The 4,206-nt window shown below is 38.6% G+C and carries 4 protein-coding genes and 1 pseudogene; all 5 read right to left on the reverse strand.

Features of this window, described 5'->3' with window-relative positions:
- Window positions 1-152: 152 nt before the first annotated feature.
- The 5 genes and pseudogenes from BUC45_RS11990 to BUC45_RS05280 all read right to left on the reverse strand — a co-directional run bounded on the left by BUC45_RS11990 (window position 153) and on the right by BUC45_RS05280 (window position 4,058).
- Window positions 153-1,433: pseudogene (locus BUC45_RS11990) on the reverse strand (site-specific DNA-methyltransferase).
- 116 nt (window positions 1,434-1,549) lie between these two features.
- A complete protein-coding gene (locus BUC45_RS05265; protein WP_296970821.1) occupies window positions 1,550-1,924 on the reverse strand; it encodes an HNH endonuclease signature motif containing protein in 375 nt (124 codons plus the stop codon).
- A 97-nt stretch (window positions 1,925-2,021) separates the two neighbouring features.
- Window positions 2,022-2,969, reverse strand: a complete 948-nt coding sequence (locus BUC45_RS05270) for a nucleotidyl transferase AbiEii/AbiGii toxin family protein (protein ID WP_296970825.1) — start codon at window positions 2,967-2,969, stop codon at window positions 2,022-2,024.
- 1 nt (window position 2,970) lies between these two features.
- A complete protein-coding gene (locus BUC45_RS05275) occupies window positions 2,971-3,729 on the reverse strand; it encodes a hypothetical protein (protein WP_296970822.1) in 759 nt (252 codons plus the stop codon).
- A 152-nt stretch (window positions 3,730-3,881) separates the two neighbouring features.
- Window positions 3,882-4,058, reverse strand: a complete 177-nt coding sequence (locus tag BUC45_RS05280) for a hypothetical protein (protein WP_296970824.1) — start codon at window positions 4,056-4,058, stop codon at window positions 3,882-3,884.
- Window positions 4,059-4,206 lie beyond the last annotated feature (148 nt).

A 4,206-nucleotide genomic window follows, 5' to 3' on the forward strand; every position in this document is an offset into this window, starting at 1 on the left:
CTTGAAAGTCCAAGTTCATTGAGCTCCGCTGTTTTGAGGATTCCTCCTCGTCTCTGAAATTCTTTTTTCAACTCTCCAATTATAACCATTCTGCACCTCACGACCCGCTTTTGTTTTTCAAAGCGTGTTCTTAAGTGCATTTTACCATATTATTACTTAATGTTCAAATGGTTTTGTGAGTAAATTAAAATATCACGTTTATTTTCCAAAACTGCATAAGGTATTTTCTTCCCATCTCTTATTAGAAAAACCTCATCATCTGAACCTACATACTCAACGTATCTTTTTACTCCTACATCTACATATCTTTCGTCCAGTTCGATAGCGTAGCAGATACGATCTAGCTGCTCACAAGCAATTCCTGTTGAAAAACTTCCAGAGAAAGGGTCGAGAACAATGCTATTGGGAGCGCTGCTATTTTGTATGGGATATGCACAAAGGGCCACCGGCTTCATGGTTGGGTGCTCCTCGGATCTTTTGGGCCTGTCAAACTGCCATACCGTTGTTTGCTTACGGTCTGCATACCATCTGTGCCTACCGGTAGGTTTCCAGCCATAGATTATGGGCTCATGCTGCCACTGGTAATCGCTTCTGCCCAGCACCAAAGAATCCTTAACCCAAATGCAGACCCCGGCAAGATGAAAGCCAACCTCCCGCACAGCGTTTCTAAAATTTAATCCTTCAGTGTCGGCATGAAAGACATATAAGGCACCGCCATCGGAAAGAGCATGGTAAATATTCTTAAATGCTGCCAAGAGGAATTCATAAAACTCATCGTCTTTCTGGTTGTCGTTTTTAATAAGGCGTTCATTTTCCTTTCCTGCGGTAAAATTTACATTATATGGGGGATCTGTCACCACTAGATTTGCCTTTTTACCATCCATAAGCTTTTCATAAGTTTTAGCTTTGGTGCTGTCACCACAAAGTAGCCGATGACGACCCAACAATCAGAGGTCTCCTGGTTTACTAATAGCCGGTTCTTTCAAAGCTTCATCTACATCAAAGCCATCTTCTTTAACATCCTTATCATGGACTTTAGAAAATAAATCCTCTATTTCAGCAGCATCAAAGCCGGTTAAGGTAATGTCAAATATGCCGTTATCTAGTTCGCCGATTAAATCCGCAAGTTTTGGCAGATCCCACTCGCCGCTGACTTTATTTAGAGCAACATTTAGGGCTTTTTCTTTGGTTTCATCTAGGTCCACCACCACACACTCTATCTTGCTATGTCCTTGGTCTTGTAATATCTTTAATCTCTGGTGACCGCCTACAATGTTTCCCGTCTGCTTGTTCCAGACAATGGGTTCCACATAGCCGAAGGTCTCCATGGACTTTTTTAATTTTTCATATTCCGGATCACCTGGCTTTAAATCTTTTCTGGGATTGTATTTAGCCGGGTTTAACTTTTCTATTGGTATTTTTCGAATATCCAAAATAGGTACCTCCTTTTTTTGTTTGTTATTAACGTCTTCTGAAACAGCAAAACCCCTCAAGTCAAGGTTTATCGCCTATACCCCCTACCCCTGCATCATCTGCTACAAAAACTGTATCAGTAGGTATAAACTTTTCTCCTCCAACGACCATCTTCTTTAGCAGTCTTCCTATCGTGGCAAGACTTGCAAAGAGGCTGCAGGTTATTGATATCAAAGAACAGCTTCACATCGCCTTTGTGTGGTTTTATATGGTCCACCACTGTTGCCGGGGTGATTATTTTTCCCTTCAGGCAGATGACGCAAAGAGGCTGTTTTGTTAAAACATGCTTCCGTAATCTCTGCCAGTGGCTGGAGTTGTAGAGTTTTTTATAAGGCCGGCTGCTTTTGTTGTATTCCCGGTCTATTTCCTTTTGGTGCTTTTCGCAGTACCTTCCCTCCGTCAGCTCCGGACAAGCAGGATAGCGGCAGGGCTTTAATGGTTTCTTTGGCATTTCATTTCAACTCCTATTTTTGGGCATAGAAAAAGCCCCAGAAATTCAATCCCCAAGGGCTTTATCAAGAATGTGCTTCTTGACAGTTACTTAACTTTTATTTCTTTTTACTTGTATTCATAGTCTTCCAGATCGCCGTAGGGTGTCCCTTTATGTTCTCTAACTTTTCCCCGGAAAACAATAACTCCGGTCTGTAATTTCCTTTGGCAAACTGCTGTAGGTATTCTTTATGTCTAGGTGTTATGGAAATACTGTTAGTTAGAAATTCCTTCACTTCAGATTTAGCATAATCAAGTTCAAGCCTTTGGCCTTTAACCAACATTGGATACAAATCCTGATACACTGTTTTCTTCTTCAATTCATCCACACGAGCAGGGGAAAAATCTAGCTTGGCCGCCTCCCCCGATATGGAACCATAAAACACTACCGCTTTACAATAGTCATCATACTCATCTTCAGAGACGATTCCAAACCTTTTTACATTATACAAATCATAAAAATCTCTGGCTGCCAATCGATTATATAACGCTGCGGTTTTAGAAGCTAATAATTCAATACCATTTAAGGTTTTTATTTCTCCTCTTGGCCCAAACAATTCTGTGTTTATTTTTCTCATCACTGGTTTCCATATATGATGCCTTAGCGAATAATTTATTTCCACTTTTATATTATCGTAGTTGCCGGAATTGTTTTGAAAGCGGGCTACGATTGATTCAAGAGCAAAATAATCCTTTGATTTTTTTGATATCTCATATCCTCTTCTTTTTAGATATTCGTGTAACAGTTCCCTTACTTTTCCCCGTTCTTCAAGAACTATATCTCTACTATCATAGGAATGGAAATCAAGGTCTATATCAACAGATAGTCTGGGCAAATTAAAGACAGTAAGGTTTAACGCAGTACCGCCCTTTAAAACTAATCTGTCCCTTAAAAAGGCATTTTCATTTATAAATTCTAATATGGTGATTAACCGGTGAACCTTTTCAATTACGTCTTTATGAAATCCTGTTTTTTCTGACAATCTAAGATAATATTTTCTATCCACTTCAAACAAATATATCATTCCTAACTTGAAAAGTTTTAGGCACGATTAAACCCCAACGGTTCATAAGAACACCATTGCCGTTTAACGCTTCCTCACTTAAATACTTTCTTGTATTCCCAGTCCGTTTCTCAATAGCGGCTAAAAAGTCATCTGATATTCCTAAAGATTGCTGATGTCGTTCTAGAAAGTATCCGGCCTTTTTATATAGGACTTGCTTATTATATGCTTTGAGATAATTAAATAGCTTGCCTTCATCTAAAACCGGACATATCTTTAATATCTCATCTAATTCATGAGGACCGCCGCAATAATCGAGCCTATCCATTGAATCAATAACAGTCCTTTCAAGATCTGTCATCTTGATCCCTTCGTTTAGATGATAGCGTATAACGCCTTCATTTATCCCACCTCTTACATATTTATATAAAACCCCTTCAAATTCGAAATCGGATATCCTTTGATTTGAAGCTACATAAGCTACAAAGCTTATCTGATGAGATAATCCATGCACCTCGAAGGCAGAGTGATGCGTTAAATACGCACCATCATTTATTTTACTTGCCACCAAATAGCGATTTGCTGGTGCTTCTTTATTTTCCAAATTAACAGCGTAATATAAATTTCGGCGCACCCGTTTAATGATGCCTTTTTTTGCATATGAATTTAGTATGGCCTTTGCGTTTTCCAGACTCCCTACAATTTTTTCGGCATCCGCAAGATTAAAAACCTCCAGCTTTAAAAGATCCGCGTAATACATCATACCAATCACCCCAGTTCCATATTATACGCACAAGTTAATATTATTATTAACTATCTCGGACTATTTGATACTATTATACCCCGAGTTCCATTTTTATTCAACAAGTTAATTTTAATATCAACTTTCGGTGCAATAAAGAAACTGCTTTTGTTTTATTTACCACATTCCACTTTTGCCTTGTTTTTTGTTTCCATTTTCATTTGCTCGATCATGTCCTTTAACCACTGCGGGTATTTATCTTCTATCTCAATCATCCTGGCATGATATTTACAATAAAGGCTGCCGGGTTTTGCTTCAAGCAGGCAGCCTTGGTAGGCACATTTTTTCATTTGGTTTCATCTCCTAAAAAAGTAAAGCCCACAGTTTCCCGGGGCTTCACTTAAATGTCTTTCATTTTCATATCTCTACACTTTATACTATATCACATCTTTAACTACATTTTAGTCCATTTTAGTCCACTTTTTAGTATTTTGTTGA

It is taken from the genome of Tepidanaerobacter sp. EBM-38 (genome assembly GCA_001896545.1).
In the GTDB taxonomy this organism is placed as follows: domain Bacteria; phylum Bacillota; class Thermosediminibacteria; order Thermosediminibacterales; family Tepidanaerobacteraceae; genus Tepidanaerobacter.

Coding starts and splice junctions, on each gene's coding strand:
- BUC45_RS05265 (WP_296970821.1), bottom strand. CDS start 1,924: ATGCCAAAGAAACCATTAAAGCCCTGCCGCTATCCTGCTTGTCCGGAG.
- BUC45_RS05275 (WP_296970822.1), bottom strand. CDS start 3,729: ATGATGTATTACGCGGATCTTTTAAAGCTGGAGGTTTTTAATCTTGCG.
- BUC45_RS05280 (WP_296970824.1), bottom strand. CDS start 4,058: ATGAAAAAATGTGCCTACCAAGGCTGCCTGCTTGAAGCAAAACCCGGC.